The organism is Brevibacillus sp. NPDC003359, assembly GCF_042878995.1.
Classification (GTDB): domain Bacteria; phylum Bacillota; class Bacilli; order Brevibacillales; family Brevibacillaceae; genus Brevibacillus.
On the sequence record NZ_JBIAOR010000005.1, the window covers coordinates 248,384 to 266,557 of the forward strand.

The following is an 18,174-nucleotide window of genomic DNA, read 5'->3' on the forward strand; positions in this document are numbered from 1 at the left end:
ATTTTTCAAGCCCCTTTTTCACATTGGAGCCATCTTCAACACTTATTTTCTGGATGAAAATAATTTTTCTTATTTACCCCAAATGTTAAATAGTCTATATTATTGGCAAACGGAGTTTTATTAGGAACATTTTCCCACGACGATCAAATCAGTATATGTGTCAATTTACTACTTCATCCATTGATATCGAAACGGCATACCCGGGGAAATCCGGCGACGCAAAGCTACAGGGGCTACCTCCGGAACAGCGGACACGCTTGCCAGCTACCGAAGTATTGATGTAGGACGAGACCAATGATCCTATATCATTGGTCTTTTTTTGCGCTCATTATGTCTATTTTTGTCTATTTTTGTATGTTTGTGTATTTTTAACTTTTAAAGGAGGTGGGGCAACAGCGGATAGCCGGTTTAATGAAATCATTATTCTATTCATCATGAAGGAGGTTTCATAGGAATGTCATTCTGGAAGAAACTCTCGACCGTCGCGCTGACTGCTGTCTTCGGGTTATCAACATTCTCTGGGGCACAAGCTGCAAACCGTCCAACATCGATGTCACCGAACGCAATGGTGACGACTCCTCACTATCTGGCTACGGCTGCGGCCCTGAAGACATTGGAAGACGGTGGAAATGCAGTAGATGCTGCTATTACAGCCGCTTCCACATTAGCTGTCGTCTATCCTCATTACACAACCATTGGCGGAGATAACTTCTGGCTCATCTACAATGCCAAAACAAAAGAGCTGAAGGCGCTGAACGGCAGTGGTCGCGCAGGCGAAAAGGCAACCATCGACTATTACAAAAACAAAGGCTACGAAAAAATCCCGTCCCGCGGTTATGAATCGGCAAACACTGTCCCTGGTGTCGTCTCCGGCTGGTGGGAGGCGTACAACTACGCCCATAAAAGCATGGGCAACAGTAAGCTTCAATGGAACAGACTGCTGGAGCCTGCCATTGGATACGCCGAGAACGGATATCCAGTCTCCCCCAACCAAGTATATTGGACGAAATACGCCACAGATCCAACTGACAATGACTTGAAGAATCTTCAACGTTTTGATGGATTCCGTAAAACATTCCTGAAGCCCAACGGCGATCCCTATGCAGCAGGCGAAATCCTCAAACAAAAGAATCTTGCCAATACTTTGCGAATCATTGCAAAAAAAGGCGCTGACGGTTTTTATAAAGGAGAAGTTGCTAAAAAAATCGTAGCAGACATGCAAGCCAACGGCGGATTACTCACGTTGAAAGATTTTGAGAAGCACACCTCCACTTGGGCAGATCCAATTTCGGTAGACTACCGCGGTTATAAAGCGTACAACGTTCCGCCTAACTCCCAAGGCATGGCATCACTCTCTATTCTTAATGTTTTGAATAACTTTGACCTCAAGAGCATGGGTGAAGGAACACCCGATTACTATCACACGATTGTGGAAGCTACCAAACAGGCTTTTGCTGACCGCGACAAATGGCTGACTGACCCTGCCTTTGTGGATATCCCTGTGGATGAGCTGTTGTCCAAGCAGCACGGGAAAGATTTAGCTGCGCGCATTGATATGAAGCAAGCCGCCAAATCCGTAGAACCGCTTGATCCAAAAGGCGATACAACCTGGTTCGGGATCGTCGACAAAGATGGAAATGCAGTGTCCATCATTCAGAGTCACTATTTTGACTGGGGTTCCGGCATCGTAGCGAAAGATACGGGCGTCCTTTTACAAAACCGCGGAAGCTATTTCTCTTTGGATTCCAAACACATCAATCACTTGGAACCAGGAAAACGCACCTTCCACACAATTAACCCAGCTATGCTCTTTAAAAGGGACAAGCCTTATCTTCTCTACGGAACACAAGGGGGAGAAGGACAGCCGCAAACGCAAGCCGCTCTCGTCACGCGTATCATCGACTTTGGTTTCAGCGTGCAAGACGCAATCGAAGCGCCAAGATGGCTGCATGGACGCAACTGGGGATCTGCTTCCAACAATCTCAAGGTGGAAAGCCGCATCCCTCAAGAAGTCCTGGACGAGTTAATTAAACGTGGGCATCCAGTCGAAAAGCTGGAAGCAGCCTATACCGATACGATGGGACAATCCGGCGCAATCCTGATTGACCCACAAACCAATGTAAAATTTGGCGGTGCTGACCCTCGCGGTGAAGGCGCAGCAATGGGATATTGATATTTTGTCAGACTGCTGAGTTAATCTCAGCAGTCTACCTTTATTATATTCAATCACGGATTAGGAGCGGAAAAACCCTATGTTTTTGTTCAACAAACTCAGGAACAAAATGATCCTTTGGTTTCTCGTCGTGGCCGTCATTCCACTTGCTGCCGTTTCGTTGTTTATCACGAGTAGCTTTTCATCCATTCTGATTGATAAACAAAAATCATCCTATGTTGACCTTACTTCCAGTACAGCCATAGCTATGGATCAATATCTGGACCGGCGTATGACAGAAATTCAAATTTTAGCCCGTACCTCGGATATTCAATCCGATGATGCAGCGGCAAAAAATGAATTCATCCGCAAGTTTACCGAGGAAATGAAACTGTATGACGGAAATACGTTTATCGCAAGCGATGGAAAAGTAACGGCTGATACGTTCCCCAAAAGCGTTGGAATCAATCTTGGCGAGCGCCAATTCTTCAAAGACGGTATGCAGGACAAGCCCAGCTTCTCCGATGTCCTTGTTGCGAAGACAACTGGCAATCGCTCTATCATCGTCGCTTCCCCTGTAAAAGCGAAAAACAATGAGAAACTTGGTGTCTTGACCGGGCTCGTCAATGTAGATGACTTCACAGCTACATTTCTCAAGAATTTGAAAGTAGGCAATGATGGTTATCCGATTCTCGTTGATAACAAGGACCAGATTCAGTACCATCCTACCCAGGATCTGATCGGAAAACCGCTTGAGGAATCCGCTCTGCCGCAACCATTAATAGAAATCCTTAAATCAGGAAAAACGGAAAAGGGCTCATACAGCTACTCGGACAATGGCAAGGAATACGTTGTCACCTACTCCCCCATTCCTAAGACCAACTTTGGCTTGTATCTGCATATCCCTGTCGAATCCATAACGTCTGCGGTTTCATCCGTTACCACCATGGTTACGATCATTGTCATCGTTGTTGTTGCTGTCGTGATCGCAATCGCATACGCTGTTTCTCGGCAAATCTCACGCCCTATTGCGGCAGTTGCCTCTGTGGCTAACCGCATTTCCGAGGGTGAACTGACTGTACAACCCTTGCAAATTCGAACCAAGGATGAGGTTGGACAGCTATCCCAATCAGTAAACACAATGGTGCTCAACCTGCGAACGATTATTCAACAAGTAAATGATTCAGCTTCAGATCTTGCTTCTGCAGCAGAGGAATTGTCGGTCAACGCCGACCATACGAGCAAAGCTACCGAGCAAATCGCAATAACGATTCAGGAAGTAGCTTACGGTGCGGAAAAGCAAGTGAAGAGTGTAGAGGAAAGTGTCACGGCAATTCAAGGCGTATCGACAGGGGCTCAGCAGGTTGCCACGAATGCACAGCAATCCGCCGAATCGGCTTTGGGCGCTTCCCAAATTGCAGTGGAAGGCAATCAGGCCCTTCAGGTCGTTATCAACCAGATGCAATCGATCGAGAACACTGTCGGTAACATTGCCGATATCGTCAAACGATTAGGAAACAGCTCGCAGGAAATCGGACAAATCGTACAAGTCATCACCGCCATAGCTGAACAAACAAATCTGTTAGCGCTTAACGCAGCTATTGAAGCGGCGAGAGCTGGTGAACAGGGGCGCGGATTCGCCGTTGTGGCAGACGAAGTGCGCAAATTGGCTGAGCAGTCCGCGCAATCCGCGCAACAGATCAAACTGTTGATTACGACGATTCAGCTCGAATCAAACCAGGCTGTTCTTTCGATGGAACAGGGCACCAAAGAGGTCGCCACTGGACTTACGGTCGTTAACAATGCAGGCAAGTCCTTCGAACAGATTCAAGATGCTGTCACGCAGGTGGCAAGCCAAATTCAAGAAGTAAAAGCTTATTCTGAGCAAATGTCTTTTGGCACCAAACAGGTGGTAGAATTGGTCAGTGTCATTGAAGACGTAGCGGAGAATTCTGCTGACGGAACACAAAGCGTGTCGGCCGCCACAGAAGAACAGCTGGCAGCTATGGAAGAAGTCAGTTCATCAGCTACTTCTTTGGCAAGAATAGCCGAAGAACTGCAATCTCATGTAAGCAAATTCAAGATATAGTCCAAACAAAGAAAGCCGCCCGGCATGTTGCCTGGCGGCTCTTTCCTGCTTTCACTTATACAAACTCCCACATCCGGTCAGGATGGTTGGTGCAAATTTGAACCTGGGGATGCCACGAAATGACTTCGCGGATATGCTTCGGATCATCCAAAGTCCACACGATGACTTTGAAGCCTTTTTCGATCGCGGCTACAGTTAGCTCACGAGTCAGGAACGGATAGCCCATGGAGAGAATCGTCGCACCTGCTGCCTCCATCTGTTCCAGCATGAGTACAGGACGGCCATATACAATCAGGCCTGTCTGCACTTCTTGATCGAGCGTGCGAACGTGACGGATCAAATCGTGGTCAAATGAAGTCAGGTACACCTCTTGCTTCATTCCATGCTTTTCTACAAGCGCGAGCACCTTTTCTGCGATACCAGGATACATGTCACTTGTTGCTTTCAACTCGATATTTAGCGTGCAACGACCTTTTACTGCGATCAGCACTTCCTCCAGTGTAGGGATTCGCTCGCCAGCAAACTTGTCGCCAAACCAGCTCCCTGCATCCAGCTCACGCAGCTCTGCCAAGGTATGATCCATGACCAGACCGCGGCCATTGGTCGTGCGTTCCAGCGTAAAGTCATGAATCAGCACCGGAACACCGTCACGCGTCAGCTGTACATCAATTTCCATTCCTTTGATAGCTGGCTCTGCCAAAGCCAGTCGAATCGCTGTCATTGTATTCTCCGGGGCTTTGCCTGACCACCCGCGATGTGCCATACAAATGTTCATGTCGCCAGCTCCTCTATCGTTTCGATTCTGTTATTTTTTCAAAAGCTTGCTGCCTTTTTCCGTCGCCGCTTGCATCGCTTCATCTACAGTCGCTTGGCCAAGCATAGCACGCTGGAGTTCTTTTTGAATCACATCCTGCAATTCTTTGTAGCCTGGAGCCATTGGACGAGGGTAGCCGTATTGCAGCTGATCTACCGCGACCTTGAAGTTTGGATCTTTTTCATAGAACGCCTTCATTTCAGCCGAATCGATTGCTTCTGTTGTGACAGGCATATAACCGGAAGCGATCGACCAAGGAACCGTTTGCTCAGTATCGGTCATCCACTTCATGAATTCCCACGCCGCTTTTTTCTCCGCATCGGTCGACTTCGCCAGCATCACGAGATTCGCACCGCCCGTTGGCGTACCAAATGTTTTATTGGCTGGCAAAAAGGCTGCACCCATGTCAAATTTGGCATTTTTCTTCAATTCCGTCAAGGAACCTGTCGAGGTAAAAATCATGCCCACTTTTTGATTCAAGAAGTCTTGCTCCGCGACATCCCACGCGTTGTAGTTCTCACCTGGAGGGTTTTTCATAATGCCTTCCTTCACCATTTTGGACCAGAGCTCAAGCGGTGCTTTTCCTGCTTCGTTATTGATGGTCAGCTCCTTGCCGTTCTCGCTCAAGAGGTTGCCCCCGCCTTGGAAAACAAGCGCTTCGTAGAACCAGATATCAACAGGTGTCGAGAAGCCATAACGAGTAATTTTGTCCCCTTCTTTTTTGCTCAGCTTTTGCGAGAAGCTAACGAGCTCATCCCATGTTTTCGGACCGTTTGAATCAAGTCCTGCTTCTTTTAACATATCGCGGTTGATGTACAAGAGTGGAGTGGAGCGGTTAAATGGCACTGCATACAGTTTGTCATTCCAATAAGAGTTTTTCATGAGACCCGGAATGTACTTCTTTTCATCCCCTTGCGAGTAGGGGGTCAAATCTTCCAAAACCTTTGCATCAGCAAATGCCGCGATCGAAGCGATCTCGACCATCGTGACATCAGGATTGTTGCCCGCTGCTACAGATGCCAGTACTTTGGAGTGGTTCTCTTGATACGCGCCTTGGTAGGCTGGTTTGACGATAATATCTTTATGTGTTTCATTGAATTTTTTGACCATATCCTCGATGGTTTTCCCACGAACGCCACCCAACGCATACCAGAAATCAATTTCGACAGGACCGCTGGATGCTGTAGACGTTGCAGGCTGAGAAGTGTTGCCTGTATTAGCAGACTGTTCTTTTCCAGATGATCCGCATCCAGCCAATACTCCTGACAAACCGATAGTCAATGCACATAGAATCGTTCCAGTCTTTTTCATTAAAAACATGGTTTGATTTCCTCCCTAAAGCTATCTTTTTTATTTGGATTGGTAGATAAACGCTTTGATAATATGCCGTTGTGCCACGAAGAAAATCACGAGAATCGGTAGAATGAGGATCATGTTGCCCGCCATCATCACGTTCCACAAGGTTCCGCCGTCGGACATGTGCAAGCTGGATATTCCAATCGGCAAAGTGCGCACCTCGTCGCTGTTGGTCATAATCAACGGCCAGAAATAGTCGTTCCAGTGGTAAATAAAGCTGAATAGTCCGAAAGTGACCAGCACAGGTTTTGCCATCGGGACCATGATCGTCCACATGATCTTCCATTCGGACGCGTTATCCAGACGTGCTGCCTCGATCACTTCATCGGGAACCTGCATGAATGCTTGCCGCAGCAGGAAGATTCCGAAAGCACTGGCTGCGTACGGTAGAATAAGCGACCACAGCGTGTTGACGAGTCCCCAGCCACTCAATTGCACGTAAATCGGCAAAAAGATGACTTGTCCAGGAATCATCAAGACAATCAAGACAAGACCAAACAACAGATTGCGACCGGGAAACTTGTAGCGGGCAAAAGCGTAAGCCGCGGGCACCGCCGTCAAAAATTGCAGGATCAAAATCCCTACCGCAACCAGAATGCTGTTCCACGTATACATAAGGAACGGACCTGATTCCCACGCTTGGGCGAAGTTGCTCCACTCCCACGTCTCAGGCAATAGCGTCGGGGGAAATTGCCGGACCTCTGGCATCGTTTTGAAAGCCGTCGAGGCCATCCACAGAAACGGGAAGACAAACAGGAAAGCCACGATCAAAAGTCCAATCCATTCCACAGTCTTGCGTGAAGCCAAAACCACTCGATACATGCTTCTCCTCCTTTCTCACGAGTTCATCAACGATAATGCACGCGCTTGGACATCACTAGAAAATGCAAAGCTGTTAAAATCGCTACCAAGATCAGCAAAATGACAGAGGCAGCCGAAGCAATCCCGCCATTGTAGAAGTCCATACCTTGCTCGTAAATGTAGTAGACAAGCATGTTCGTACTATTGATGGGGCCACCCTGCGTCATAATGGCGATCGTGTCAAACGCTTGAAAGGATGAGATCGTATTAATAATGAGCAAAAAGAAAATCGTCGGCGACAGCATCGGAATGGTAATGCGCCTCAGCGTCCGCCACCACGGCGATTGATCGAGCGCCGCTGCCTCGTATATATCGCCCGGAATACTTTGCAGTCCTGCGATGAAAATGAGCGTGTTATAGCCGACACCTTTCCAAATGCTGACGATAATCAGTGACAGCAAGGAGCTTTTCGGGTCAGTCAGCCATGTATAGGCAGGCAATCCGACCGCTTCCAACGCTGCGTTCAAGAGGCCAAACTGCGGGTCCATCAGCCACATCCACAACATCGAGACAGATACCAGTGAAATGATATGCGGACTGAAGACAGTCGCCTGAATAATGCCGTACACCTTTGCCTTTTTGTTCAGCCATAGTGCGAGCAGGAAGGATAGCGTCAGGCCGATCCCTACTGTCGCGAAGGTAAAGACCGCGGTATTTCCCAATACTTGATGAAAATCTCCGTCCTGCATCAAGTCCTGATAGTTTTGCAAACCTACCCATTCCATTTGCTCCAGATTGATCAATGACCAGTCCTGAAAGCTCAAATAAATGATCGAACCAATCGGGTAAAAGAAGAACAAGACAAAGCAAATCAATGCGGGTGCCAGATACAAGTACGGACGCAGCCGGGACGCGAGGGCAGACCATGCAAATGCCGACGAACGCACTTCTGTTTGCGACTGGCTTATACCCGGCAACTCCTGTACAGTTGCCGCTTTTCGCATCAGCTATCCCCTCCTGCACGTGTCGATACAGGCTCTCGTCCACTTATGCGACCCACTCGTTTTCCGCTACCCTTTTCGAACACATATATGTACTCCCACGGCACAGTGACCGTGACCGAGGAGCCGACCTGCATCGCTACCTCTGAGTCCGCTTTGACGATGACCCTGCCTTTTTCTGTCTCTACATGAAGGAGCATGTCTGAGCCGAGAATTTCCCTGGATACGACCTGACCTCGTGCGTTCCACATCTCTTCATTCGTGATAGCAGAGACAGCAGCAGGCAGCAACACTGCTTTTTCCGGGCGGAATCCCCATACATGCTCACTCCTGCCCTCCGCTGAGACAATGTTCATCGCCGGAGAACCGATAAATTGGGCGACAAACAGATTTTCCGGCTCCTGATACAAGTCCATCGGGGCTGCTACTTGCATAATGTGACCGTCATTCATGACAACAATCTGATCGCCCATGGTCATCGCTTCTACCTGATCATGTGTGACGTAGATGAAGGTGCTGCCGAGTTGCTTGTGCAGGCTGGTCAATTCCACGCGCATCTGATTTCGCAGCTTCGCATCGAGATTGGAGAGCGGTTCGTCCATCAGAAATACCTTTGGCTTTTTCACCATGGCCCTAGCAAGTGCGACACGCTGCCGTTGACCACCAGAGAGCTGAGACGGCTTGCGTTTGAGATAATCGGATAAGCCGACGATTTCTGCGATCTCCTCTACCAGCACCTGACATTCCTTTTTCGACGTTCCACGGTTTCTCAAGCCATAGGCGATATTGTCGTACACGTTCATGGTTGGGTAGAGGGCGTAATTTTGAAATACCATCGCAATATCACGCTTGCCAGGTGGCAACTGGTTCACCGTTTGGTCACCGATCATGATTTTACCGTCCGTCACTGTTTCCAAGCCAGCGATCATCCTGAGTGTGGTTGATTTCCCACAGCCGGACGGACCTACCAGAACCGTAAAGGAGCCGTCTGGAATGACCAAATCCAATCCTTTGACCACGCTTTGATTCTGAAAGGTTTTCGTTACCTGCTCCAATACCACACGTGCCATCTGTTGTTATTTCCCTCCTTGTGCCTTTGCGGCCAGCAATTCCATTACAAATGTCTCGAAATCGGCGTAGCGGTAATCCGGAGAAGCGTAGAGCCAGTTCTCTTGTCCGTACCACTCCAGCACGACAGATTGCACACCCGCTCCTACAGCAGCCAGTACATCATAGCGACTGTCACCGATCATCATGGCTTGCTCGGGGCGTTTGCCTAGCGCCCCCAGCGCTTTTTGTACAGGCTCAGCCGACGGCTTGCCCCGTGATACATCATCGACAGTGACGATTGCCTCAAACAGATGCTCAATCCCTGCCATCTCCAGACCAGCCAATGTAAACTCCCGTTGCTTGTTCGTGACGATCGCGAGCTGATACCCTGTCGCCTTGAGTTTCTCCAACCCTTCGCGAACAAACGGAAACAATCTGACATGATCTTCATGATGCTCCCGGACGTAGGCGAAATATCTTTGCAGCACTTCCTTTTTGTCAGGAACGCCTGCTGCGTTGGCCACAGCCGCCAAAAAATCATCAAACGATTCGCCAAAACGCGCGAGCAGTTCTTCCCTGCTAAAATGTCCCGGTGCGTACTGCTCAGCCGTAAAAGCAACGGCATCCACGACCGCATCCCGACTGTCCAGCAAGGTTCCGTCCAAGTCAAATAACAATGCTTGAATCACGGTTCATACACTCCTTCCACAACAGGGGACTTCCGACTGAAACAGCTGTCGCTCCATGCTGCAATACTTCCTCCATCTGTTCCCGCTTGCGAAGCAGCCCGCCAGAAATGATCGGGATATCGATCACACTTCGAAATTCTTCGATAAACTCTGGCAGCAAAGCTGGCATCAGCTCGACGGCGTCAGGCTGTGTATCCTGTAGGGAGGTTAGGCCTGTTTTAATCGAGTCGCTATCGACCAAAAACAATCGCTGAATGGTCAGCAGTCCTTGCTTTTTCGCCAGCTTGACCAGTGTGTTGCGCGTAGTAACGATCCCGTCTGGCTTGACGTAATGCGCCAGAAATGCGATGCCTTCCCGGTCATGGCTGATTCCGCCAATCCGCTCCAAATGAAGAAATACAGGGATATTCTTTGACTTGAAATAATCCACGTAGCCTTTGATCACACCAATGTTGCCGATCGAGAGTACCGCAGCACCCAAGTCTGCCTCTGCCGCTTTTTCCAGGTACTTCGCTTCTTTTACGGAAGCGATCAGCTTGTACTGTGCCAATTTTGCATGAAACTGTTCCTGGTTCACTCGCTTAAGCCTCCTTTGCCCAAGACAAAAAACCCTGCGACATGACAATGCCAAAGAACTCTCGATGAAAGTGCTTGGAAAGGCTGTCGGGGGTTTCTCCATGGCTCCAACCGAAGGGATGTGTTCACTTGTTACTTTGAATGGTACTGTACGAGCATTAAGGAATCTTGAAGCAAATGTTAATAAACGGAAAAGATCATGTAAGGATGGAATTGACGGAACGGAATAGCGGATGTATGATCCATCTATATTCAAATAATCAAATATTCGAAAATACGAAAATGTGTAAAGAAGGGTTGCAATCATGAAGTGGGCACCAAGATTCGAAGGCTACGATCTCGTTTCCTTTCGAAAAGACTGTGTATCAGGCTTAATCGTCGGCATTATCGCGATACCGTTGGGCATGGCATTTGCTATCGCCTCCGGAGTAAAGCCTGAGTACGGGATTTACACAACCATTATCGCCGGAATATTGATTTCTCTCTTTGGCGGTTCCCGCTATCAAATCGGGGGACCTACGGGCGCTTTTATCCCGATATTATTTGCAATCGTCATGCAATACGGCTATGCAGACTTGCTCCTCGCTGGATTCATGGCAGGAATTCTCCTTGTCTTCATGGGGGTTCTACGGCTCGGAGGGCTGATCAAATTCATTCCGCGCCCCGTCATCATTGGATTCACTTCGGGGATTGCAGTTATCATTTTCTCCGGTCAAATTGCCAACTTTCTCGGCCTGGAGCAGCTGCAACGACACGAGGATTTTTTGTCCAGCATGGGGGAAATTCTCCTTCACCTAAACACGATTAATCTATACAGCGTAGCCATCGCTATTTTAAGTCTCGCCCTTATTTTAGTGACTCCCCGATTTTTCCGAAGCATACCGGCCTCTCTCGTCGGACTCGTAGTCTCTAGTGTCATTTCCGTCCTCTTTTTGGAAGGAAAGGTAGCGACGATTGGCTCTACCTTTGGTGAGATACCGAGTACATTACCCGGCTTTCAATTCCCTGAAATCACATGGGAACGCGTCCAAAAGTTACTGAGTCCTGCCCTGATCATTGCTATACTAGGAGCGATAGAGTCTTTATTGTCAGCTGTCGTCGCCGATGGGATGACACGCAGTCGCCACAACAGCAACCGGGAATTAATCGGCCAAGGAATTGCTAACATCGTGACCCCGTTATTTGGGGGAATACCTGCTACTGGCGCGATTGCGAGAACAGCCACCAACATTCGAACCGGGGCAACCTCCCCCATGTCTGGCATCATTCATGGTCTTGTCGTTTTGCTCATCCTCGTTCTGTTCGCCCCTTACGCCTCGCATATTCCGCTGGCGAGTATGGCGCCGATCTTGATGTTAGTTGCCTGGAATATGAGTGAGCGCAAGGAATTTGCCCACATGCTAAAAGCGAAGACGAGTGATTCTCTTGTGCTGGTGCTCACCTTCCTTTTGACCGTTTTCACCAATTTAACCGTCGCCATTGAAGTGGGATTGGTGCTGTCTATCCTGTTGTTTGTCAAACGAACGCGCGATAGCTTGCGAGTAGCTCAGGTGCTGCCTGATCCCTCTTCCAAGAACGACAAGGTCATGCCGCATATGGTTACAGAGGGGCACGATTGCCCGCAAATCAGCATCTACACGATTGAAGGTCCGCTGTTTTTCGGGGATGCCGACTTATTTGAAAGCTCCCTCATGCAAACCCTTCAGCGACATCCAAAGGTATTGCTACTGCGGATGGGAAAAGTCCCCCTGATGGACATGACCGGGGAAGCGAACTTGTCCCGGATTGTGAAACAATGTATGGACCAAGGGACAACAGTCCTTATTTCAGGAATCCAATCTGGCCCCAAGAAAATTTTGCAGCGTACGGGGCTATATGGCCTTGTAGGCGAAGCTCACTTTTTTACTCATACTGGAGACGCGATCGCGTATGCCCTCAGTCTACTGGACACTGGGAAGTGCCTCGGATGCAAGCATTTTGCCTTCCGGGAATGCGCGCGCCTGTCCGCTCCTACTGAAACTTCCACATGATGTTACGATCGGAGGAACCTATCATTGAATTTGGAACTACAGCAATTTAAAGCGAATTTCTTCAAGGCGTTGGGACATCCCCTGCGGATTCGGATTCTGGAGCTGCTGGCGGAAGGAGATAAGAATGTAAACGAGCTTCAGACACTAATCGGGAGTGAAGGCTCCGCTGTTTCCCAACAGCTCGCTATTTTGCGGAACAACAATATCGTATACGGAACGAAGGACGGAAACAAAGTCACCTACTCGCTGCGTGATCAGATGATCATCGAGCTATTGAGTGTAGCCAGACAAATTTTTAACAATCACCTGATTGATACAATCTCTATGCTGGATCGTTTTAACGAGGAATGATCGCTTGAGTCAACATAGTGGAGGAGAAGAAAAAGCACAGTTCTCTTCGACTCTGACACGCTAGCATGGGTGATTGACTGCTCGTCTCCATTTCAAAAAGGGGACCGTCGAGCCAAAGCCACCCTACCGGCGGAAGTTTCTCAAGGAAGAAGTGTTCGACAAGCGGGTCCGCTTTTTGAAGTTCCGACTGGGTAGGCGTTGTCAAGGTCTACGAGCTCTGTGCTTTTTCTTCTCACCAGCTTTATTGGTTCATCGATGCCTTTTAAAACTACAAAAAAGCCCAGGACCTGTAATCGTCCTGGGCTTACCTATTTTTACTAGGAAACCGCAATAACCGCATCCAATGCGATCAGTGCTTCCGCTTCAATGGCTTTTGCCATCACATCGGTGTGGGGGTTATACGATTCGAGCAGGTCTGCATCTGCATACCCGTCAATCGCCAAAATAGAGCCTGCTTTCATACCGCGAAGTGCCGCAATCACGAACAGGGCGGTGTTTTCCATCTCGACTGCCAAAACGCCAGCTTTTTGGTACTGCTTGTGCGGGAACTCCAGCACCCCACTGTAAAATACATCGAGTGTCAGCGTGATTCCTTCGAATACCTTCAAGTCTGATGCGTTTGCTCCCGCTGCTTGTACAAGTGCGTCTACGACATGACGATTGGCAACAGCCGGAAATCCTTCCGGAACCAATTGGCTGGTCAAGCCGTCTTGGCGAACCGCTGCCGAGCTGATGACGAGGCTGCCTGTCTCGATTTCTTTTTGGTATGACCCGGCAGTTCCTACGCGAATGATGGCCTGAACGCCGCCCTTCGCCAGCTCCTCAAAGCATACGGCTGCTCCCGGTGCGCCTACACCATGGCTCACTACCGCTACCTCGACGCCTTTCCAAGTACCCGCATAGCTGTGATACTCACGGTTTTCCCCGATTTGACGCTGATCGTCGAGTTTCGAAGCAATCAAGGCTGCGCGCTTTGGATCACCGCATACGATGACGCGCTTTGGCAATTGTTCTGGATCTACCTTTAGATTCGTCAACATCTCAATCGAACTCCTTTTTCTCCCACTCATCCTCTGGTATCGGCAACGCTTCACCGGAGAACCGCTCTTCACGGAACGGGTCTGCGATCAAGTGAAAACCATTTTGCTCCCAGAAGCCGGGCTTGTTTTCCGTCATAAATTCAATTCCTCTGAGCCACTTCACGCTTTTCCAGAAATACAGATGAGGAACGACCAAGCGAAGCGGCCAGCCGTGCTTGTCCGTCAGTCGCTCTCCATCAAAGGAGTGAGCCAGCAACACATCATCACGCTCCAGATCAGCGAGCGGCACATTGGCGGTATAGTCGTGGTCACCGTGCAGCATGACGAAACTCGCTCGCGGAGTCACGCCAATCGCCTGTAGAAAATCACGAAAACGCACGCCTGTAAACGCATTGTCAAAACGGGACCAGCGCGTCACGCAGTGAATATCGCTCGTCATTGTCACCTGTGGCATCGCCATGATCTCTTCGTAGGTGAGCGTCACTTCCCGGTCTACCTCTCCGAAAACGCGCAGTGTCCAGTCACTCATGTCATTCATGTCATACACCGGCACGTCTCCCTCATGCAAAATGGGAAAGCGCTCTGTCAGGATTTGTCCGGGCGGAAGTCGTCTGGCGAGTCCCGGTCCCACTGGGGCGGGTACTTTCATTCTTTTGATCCGATCTGCCTTGTTGTTCATCTCGCATTTCCCCCTGTCTTCGCTGTCTGACTATCTTCATGATTTAGCGGGTGCTCTGCTGATTGTTACTGCCGATCTGACTCTTGTTCTTCAAGAAGAACATCGCCGCAATCGTCAGCACGTATGGCAGCATGGCTGTAAATTGCGTCGGAAGCGAAAAGCCCTGCAAACGAATACTAAGGGCATCCATCAACCCGAACAAAAAGCTCGAAGCCAAAATTCCGAGTGGATGCGACTGCCCCATCATCATCGCTACCAATGCGATAAAGCCCCGACCAGCCGTCATCCCTTCTGTAAACATCGTGACTTGCCCCAGTGAAAGCTGTGCCCCTGCAATCCCGCACAATGCGCCACTCATCACAATCGCCAGCACCTGAAGTCCCGTCACTTTCAGACCAATACTACGTGCTGCAACCGGATTGAGACCCACTGCAAGGACGCGGAAGCCCGTAACCGTCCGATAAAAGAACACATACAGCAGAATGGCGGCCAAAAACGCAAAATACACGAGCGGCGAATGACCAGAAACAATGCTCCCGACGACAGGGATATCGTGAATGATCGGAATCTCGACTGTCGGCAAGCCAACCATATCCTTATCGTAAAACGCCCCTTTGACACCGAAGATCGCCCGCAGTGCAAATGTCGTTAACCCCAACGCGAGAAAGTTAATCGCCACACCGACGACGATTTCATTCGCCCTAAGCTTGATCGTCATGTAGGCGAATAAGAGAGAAAAGACAATGCTGACCAGCGCTGCAATCAAAACAGCCAGAAAGAGATTCCCGGTAAAATGATTGCCGACAATCGCGGAAAAGGCACCCACCAGTACCAATCCTTCCAGGCCAACATTAAAAATTCCGACACGTGTGCAGAGCGCTCCACCCAAAGCTGCCAACAAGATCGGCGTGACCATCCGAATGGTAGAACTGAGGAGGGACCAATCAAAGAGCTCCATGCGATTCCCCTCCTTTTGCCTTCCGCTTTTTCCACCAGTCGTAGCTGAACTTGGCAGAGATGAACAAAATCAGTACGGCTTGTATAACACTTGCCAGCTCCAGCGGCACGTCCGTATTGCGCTCCACACCCATAGCTCCTGTCTGAAAAGCAGCAAGCAGGATTGAAGTCACAATGATGCCAAGCGGGTGCGAGTTCGCAAGCAGAGCTGCCATCAGGCCCGTCCAGGCAAACCCTGGTACAGTCAGGGCACCGTCAACAAAGCGATAGTGCGCCCCCATTACCTCGACGGTTCCCGCCAGCCCAGCCAGTCCACCACTGGCAAACATCCCGGTCAGCATCACCCGGGTCCGATTAATTCCTCCGTATTGAGCGAACAGCGAGTTTTGACCCAGCATCTTCACTTCATAGCCAAAAGGAGTAAAGCGAAGTACCCAGAACAACAGCAGTGCTGCAACGATCGCAAACAAAAACCCTGTGTGCACGCTCATCCCAGCAAACAGCTTCGGAAGCCAAGCGCTTTTCTCCAGCATGGCGGTCTGTGCCAGTGCCGCAGAACCCGAGCGATCCCGGAATGGCTCTGTCACGAGATAGCTCGCAAACAAAACGGAGATATAGTTGAAGAGCAACGTAGAGATGAGCAACGGAATACGAAAACGGGCTTCCATAAAGCCTGGTAACAACGCCCAAATCCCGCCGACTGCCATTCCTGTGAAAATACCCGCCACAATTTTGATCATTCCTGGTGCTGGCAAGTAGATCGCGACTAACGCAGCACTGACGGCACCTAGCACCATTTGCCCTTCCGCCCCCAGGTTGAATACCCCTGCCCGAAATGCGAGGGAAAGACCCAAGGCAATTAGCATGATAGGCGTGGCTCTCGCTAATGTAGACGTAAAGAAATAAAAACTGCCAAAGGCGCCTTTCCACATTTCCTGATAGGTGCCCAAGATTGATTCGCCAACTGCGGCAATGACCAGCGCCCCGGTCAACAAACCGATGACGACAGCCAAGAACGGCTGAACCAATGACTTAGATAGCTCTTTGATTGCTGCCATGAATGCTTCCTCCCGCCATGATCACGCTGATTTTTTCTTCGGTTGCCTCCAGGCGTGAAAGCTCTCCAGCGATTCGCCCTTTATACATGACCAAAATCCTGTCAGACAAGGCGAGAATTTCGGACAACTCGGAGGAGACTAGCAAGATCCCGTCTCCCTGATTGCGTTTTTCGATCAGCGCCTGATGGATGTACTCCATGGCACCGATATCCACCCCTCGTGTAGGCTCAGCCGCAATTAAAAACGGGGTTTCATGTCCCAGCTCCCTTGCGACGATCAGCTTTTGCAAGTTTCCTCCTGACAGATTCCCCGCCAGCTCCTGCAATTGCCGGGAGCCTGTCTTGATGGCAAACTGATCAACCCAGCCTTTTACGACTTGGCGGAATTTCTCCCGCAAAACGACGCCGCGGCGGTTGTAAGCAGGCTTCCGCTGATAGCCCATCAACGCATTCTCCTCGACGCTTGAGAGTTTGGCCGTCCCCCACAGGTAGCGATCCTCCGGAATATGCGCCAAGCCAGCATCCCGAATGGTGGTTACTGATTTGTTCGTCACGTCCTTGCCGCCTAACCGCACCGTGCCCTCCTGCGCTGCCCGCAAGCCGCTAATCGCTTGCAACAGCTCGGATTGACCATTCCCGGAAACACCGGCGATCCCTACGATTTCCCCGTGGTGCACGGTAAAGCTGACTTGATCGAGTAGCGTCTGCTTTTCTCGAACCGTGAGATTTTCCACCTGCAAGAGCGGTAGAGGTTCCAGAGGGATACGCTCAGAAAGCTCCTGCAATTCACGGCCGACCATCAGTCGTGCCAAATCGTCCGCGTTCGTCTCGTCCCGAGAAACAGTTCCCGTCACCTTGCCTCCGCGCAGCACCGTAATACGATCTGCTACCTCCATGACCTCCTGTAACTTATGCGTAATCAAAATGACGCTCTTGCCACTCTCCGCCAGGTTTCGAATCGTTTGCAGCAAGTCGCGTACCTCCAACGGGGTAAGGACAGCGGTCGGCTCGTCCAGCACGATAATATCCGCTCCCTGATACAGGACCTTAAGAATTTCGACCCGTTGCTGTTCCCCAATCGAGCAACTCGCTACCTTGGCCTGCGGATGAATCGGAATGCGATACTGCTCACTAAGCGCCCGCACCTTGTCATTCGCGTCATTTCTTTTGAAAAAACCCGCTTGCTTCGGCTCGTAGCCGATCACGATATTTTCAGTCACACTGAATTCTCCGAAGAGCATAAAGTGCTGGTGAACCATCCCGATTCCATTTCGAATCGCGTCCTCTGGTCCGCGAAAAACGACTGGCTTGCCATTTAACACGATCTCTCCCGACGTCGGCTGCTCCATCCCGTACAGCATCCGCATCAGTGTCGTTTTGCCCGCTCCATTTTCCCCGACAATCGCGTGGACTTCTCCTGCTGCCAGTGAGAACGACACCTTGTCGTTGGCGGTAAAATCTCCGTACTTCTTGGTCATGGCCCTCATTTCCAAGCGATCGGTCATTCCCACTCCCTCATTTCTGTACGTCCT

16 protein-coding genes and 1 riboswitch are annotated in these 18,174 nt (G+C 49.9%); of the genes, 4 read left to right on the plus strand and 12 right to left on the minus strand.

The window, feature by feature from the left end; all coding sequences use genetic code 11:
- The first annotated feature begins 183 nt into the window (after nt 1-183).
- A riboswitch (cyclic di-GMP riboswitch) is annotated at nt 184-272 on the plus strand.
- A 182-nt stretch (nt 273-454) separates the two neighbouring features.
- Nucleotides 455-2,173 carry a gamma-glutamyltransferase gene (gene ggt, locus ACFYU8_RS16865; RefSeq protein WP_390300957.1) on the plus strand — a complete coding sequence of 573 codons (1,719 nt, stop codon included), beginning with the start codon at nt 455-457 and terminating at the stop codon, nt 2,171-2,173.
- Between the two features lie 79 nt (nt 2,174-2,252).
- Nucleotides 2,253-4,241, plus strand: a complete 1,989-nt coding sequence (locus tag ACFYU8_RS16870; protein WP_390300959.1) for a methyl-accepting chemotaxis protein — start codon at nt 2,253-2,255, stop codon at nt 4,239-4,241.
- A 55-nt stretch (nt 4,242-4,296) separates the two neighbouring features.
- On the opposite strand, the gene ACFYU8_RS16875 is transcribed toward ACFYU8_RS16870, so the two are convergent.
- The 7 genes from ACFYU8_RS16875 to ACFYU8_RS16905 are packed head-to-tail and all read right to left on the minus strand — an operon-like array spanning nt 4,297 to nt 10,529.
- On the minus strand, nt 4,297-5,016 hold the full coding sequence (locus tag ACFYU8_RS16875) for a glycerophosphodiester phosphodiesterase (RefSeq protein WP_390300961.1): 720 nt from the start codon (nt 5,014-5,016) through the stop codon (nt 4,297-4,299).
- A 30-nt stretch (nt 5,017-5,046) separates the two neighbouring features.
- On the minus strand, nt 5,047-6,375 hold the full coding sequence (locus tag ACFYU8_RS16880; RefSeq protein WP_390300963.1) for an ABC transporter substrate-binding protein: 1,329 nt from the start codon (nt 6,373-6,375) through the stop codon (nt 5,047-5,049).
- Between the two features lie 30 nt (nt 6,376-6,405).
- Nucleotides 6,406-7,233: a carbohydrate ABC transporter permease gene (locus ACFYU8_RS16885; protein WP_007720517.1), complete on the minus strand. Its 828-nt coding sequence runs from the start codon at nt 7,231-7,233 to the stop codon at nt 6,406-6,408.
- Nucleotides 7,234-7,259: 26 nt separating this feature from the next.
- Nucleotides 7,260-8,216: a carbohydrate ABC transporter permease gene (locus ACFYU8_RS16890; RefSeq protein ID WP_390300965.1), complete on the minus strand. Its 957-nt coding sequence runs from the start codon at nt 8,214-8,216 to the stop codon at nt 7,260-7,262.
- A complete protein-coding gene (locus tag ACFYU8_RS16895; protein WP_390300967.1) occupies nt 8,216-9,283 on the minus strand; it encodes an ABC transporter ATP-binding protein in 1,068 nt (355 codons plus the stop codon). Before ACFYU8_RS16895 ends, ACFYU8_RS16890 begins: the two co-directional genes overlap by 1 nt.
- A 6-nt stretch (nt 9,284-9,289) precedes the next feature.
- Nucleotides 9,290-9,952, minus strand: coding sequence for an HAD family hydrolase (locus tag ACFYU8_RS16900; RefSeq protein ID WP_390300969.1), 663 nt, complete (start codon nt 9,950-9,952; stop codon nt 9,290-9,292).
- A complete protein-coding gene (locus ACFYU8_RS16905; protein ID WP_390300971.1) occupies nt 9,930-10,529 on the minus strand; it encodes a glycerol-3-phosphate responsive antiterminator in 600 nt (199 codons plus the stop codon). Before ACFYU8_RS16905 ends, ACFYU8_RS16900 begins: the two co-directional genes overlap by 23 nt.
- A 304-nt stretch (nt 10,530-10,833) precedes the next feature.
- On the opposite strand from ACFYU8_RS16905, the gene ACFYU8_RS16910 reads away from it, so the two are divergent.
- Nucleotides 10,834-12,558, plus strand: coding sequence for a SulP family inorganic anion transporter (locus tag ACFYU8_RS16910; RefSeq protein WP_390300973.1), 1,725 nt, complete (start codon nt 10,834-10,836; stop codon nt 12,556-12,558).
- A gap of 24 nt (nt 12,559-12,582) precedes the next feature.
- Nucleotides 12,583-12,909, plus strand: a complete 327-nt coding sequence (locus tag ACFYU8_RS16915; RefSeq protein ID WP_390300975.1) for an ArsR/SmtB family transcription factor — start codon at nt 12,583-12,585, stop codon at nt 12,907-12,909.
- Between the two features lie 317 nt (nt 12,910-13,226).
- On the opposite strand, the gene ACFYU8_RS16920 is transcribed toward ACFYU8_RS16915, so the two are convergent.
- From ACFYU8_RS16920 to ACFYU8_RS16940, 5 genes are read right to left on the minus strand one after another with little or no spacing between them, the layout of a single operon-like run.
- Nucleotides 13,227-13,949 (minus strand): nucleoside phosphorylase, encoded by a 723-nt coding sequence (locus tag ACFYU8_RS16920; protein WP_390300977.1) that lies wholly within the window; start codon nt 13,947-13,949, stop codon nt 13,227-13,229.
- 1 nt (nt 13,950) lies between these two features.
- Entirely contained in the window at nt 13,951-14,628 is a 678-nt protein-coding gene (locus tag ACFYU8_RS16925; protein WP_390300979.1) for a sulfite oxidase-like oxidoreductase, read from the minus strand.
- A gap of 43 nt (nt 14,629-14,671) precedes the next feature.
- Nucleotides 14,672-15,586 carry an ABC transporter permease gene (locus ACFYU8_RS16930; RefSeq protein WP_390300981.1) on the minus strand — a complete coding sequence of 305 codons (915 nt, stop codon included), beginning with the start codon at nt 15,584-15,586 and terminating at the stop codon, nt 14,672-14,674.
- The gene (locus ACFYU8_RS16935; RefSeq protein ID WP_390300983.1) at nt 15,573-16,643 is read right to left on the minus strand and encodes an ABC transporter permease; all 1,071 of its coding nucleotides are present in this window, start codon (nt 16,641-16,643) and stop codon (nt 15,573-15,575) included. Before ACFYU8_RS16935 ends, ACFYU8_RS16930 begins: the two co-directional genes overlap by 14 nt.
- Nucleotides 16,618-18,147, minus strand: a complete 1,530-nt coding sequence (locus ACFYU8_RS16940; RefSeq protein WP_390300985.1) for an ABC transporter ATP-binding protein — start codon at nt 18,145-18,147, stop codon at nt 16,618-16,620. Before ACFYU8_RS16940 ends, ACFYU8_RS16935 begins: the two co-directional genes overlap by 26 nt.
- Nucleotides 18,148-18,174 lie beyond the last annotated feature (27 nt).

Bases quoted from the DNA above. Each gene is read 5' to 3' on its own strand.
- ACFYU8_RS16890 (WP_390300965.1), bottom strand. From the start codon at position 8,216: ATGCGAAAAGCGGCAACTGTACAGGAGTTGCCGGGTATAAGCCAGTCG.
- ACFYU8_RS16870 (WP_390300959.1), top strand. From the start codon at position 2,253: ATGTTTTTGTTCAACAAACTCAGGAACAAAATGATCCTTTGGTTTCTC.
- ACFYU8_RS16875 (WP_390300961.1), bottom strand. From the start codon at position 5,016: ATGAACATTTGTATGGCACATCGCGGGTGGTCAGGCAAAGCCCCGGAG.
- ACFYU8_RS16925 (WP_390300979.1), bottom strand. From the start codon at position 14,628: ATGAACAACAAGGCAGATCGGATCAAAAGAATGAAAGTACCCGCCCCA.
- ACFYU8_RS16910 (WP_390300973.1), top strand. From the start codon at position 10,834: ATGAAGTGGGCACCAAGATTCGAAGGCTACGATCTCGTTTCCTTTCGA.
- ACFYU8_RS16895 (WP_390300967.1), bottom strand. From the start codon at position 9,283: ATGGCACGTGTGGTATTGGAGCAGGTAACGAAAACCTTTCAGAATCAA.
- ACFYU8_RS16935 (WP_390300983.1), bottom strand. From the start codon at position 16,643: ATGGCAGCAATCAAAGAGCTATCTAAGTCATTGGTTCAGCCGTTCTTG.
- ACFYU8_RS16940 (WP_390300985.1), bottom strand. From the start codon at position 18,147: ATGACCGATCGCTTGGAAATGAGGGCCATGACCAAGAAGTACGGAGAT.
- ggt (WP_390300957.1), top strand. From the start codon at position 455: ATGTCATTCTGGAAGAAACTCTCGACCGTCGCGCTGACTGCTGTCTTC.
- ACFYU8_RS16885 (WP_007720517.1), bottom strand. From the start codon at position 7,233: ATGTATCGAGTGGTTTTGGCTTCACGCAAGACTGTGGAATGGATTGGA.
- ACFYU8_RS16920 (WP_390300977.1), bottom strand. From the start codon at position 13,949: ATGTTGACGAATCTAAAGGTAGATCCAGAACAATTGCCAAAGCGCGTC.
- ACFYU8_RS16930 (WP_390300981.1), bottom strand. From the start codon at position 15,586: ATGGAGCTCTTTGATTGGTCCCTCCTCAGTTCTACCATTCGGATGGTC.
- ACFYU8_RS16880 (WP_390300963.1), bottom strand. From the start codon at position 6,375: ATGTTTTTAATGAAAAAGACTGGAACGATTCTATGTGCATTGACTATC.